The sequence below is a fragment of the Micromonospora maritima genome (genome assembly GCF_902825405.1).
Taxonomy (GTDB): Bacteria; Actinomycetota; Actinomycetes; order Mycobacteriales; family Micromonosporaceae; genus Micromonospora; species Micromonospora maritima.
This window is the reverse complement of record NZ_CADEAU010000931.1, coordinates 1-875: the sequence shown is the minus strand read 5'-3', so window position 1 is coordinate 875 and position 875 is coordinate 1. Positions and strand designations below refer to the sequence as shown.

The following is an 875-nucleotide window of genomic DNA, read 5'->3' as shown; positions in this document are numbered from 1 at the left end:
ACCTGCGCGCGCTGCGGTCCGTGGTCGTCACCTGCCGCTGCGGGCAGCGGCTGCGCGTGCCGCACGCGACGACGGCGACCCGGGTGCGCTGCCCCCGCTGCGGCGCCGAACGGGCCGCCCCCCGGGTGGGCTGACGCGACCCTACGCTGGGGGCGTGGAGCTTCCTCGCGACCTGCCCCTGTTCGAGCGGACGGCGGTCCGGCTGGTGGTCCTCGACGCCGCCGACCGGCTGCTGCTGTTCCACACCCGCGACCCGGAGCACCCCGACCTGGGGGTGTGGTGGGAGCTGCCCGGCGGCGGGCTGGACCCGGGCGAGACGTACCGGGAGGCGGCGGTGCGCGAACTGCGGGAGGAGACCGGCATCGTGGTCGCGCCGGACGAGATCGGCGCACCCACCTGGCGGCGGCGGGCCAGTTTCCGGCACCGGCAGCGGCGACACCTGCAGGACGAGGTGGTGGTGCCGGTGCGGCTGCCCGGGCCCGGGCCGGACGTGGACGGGGCGGAGCGGATGGACTACGAGGTGGAGGACTACTTCGGGTTCCGGTGGTGGCCGGTGGCCGAGGTGCTCGCCGACCGGCCGCGCTGCTATCCGGGGCGGCTGCCCGAACTGCTGGCGGCGTTCCTGGCCGGCGAGGAGATCGACGAACCGTTCGAACTCTGGTCCTGAGCGGACGTGCCGGTGGCCCGGCCGGCGGGCAGAGTGGGTCGGGTGAATCCTCTCGACGCACCTCTGGCCCACTACGCCGAGCGGCTGCACGACGCCGCCGGCGACACCCACCACGTCGCCTCCCCGCTGGGCGCCTGGCTGCTGCTGGCGCTGACCGGCCCGGCCGCCACCGGCCAGGACCGGGCGGCGCTCGCCGAGGCGCTCGGCG

Annotated in this window: 1 protein-coding gene; it reads left to right on the top strand. The window is 76.7% G+C overall.

Translation table 11 applies throughout. The features are described from left to right. Positions 1-154 precede the first annotated feature (154 nt). The gene (locus HUW36_RS33615) at positions 155-667 is read left to right on the top strand and encodes an NUDIX hydrolase (RefSeq protein WP_174531671.1); all 513 of its coding nucleotides are present in this window, start codon (positions 155-157) and stop codon (positions 665-667) included. The last annotated feature ends 208 nt before the right edge of the window (positions 668-875 follow it).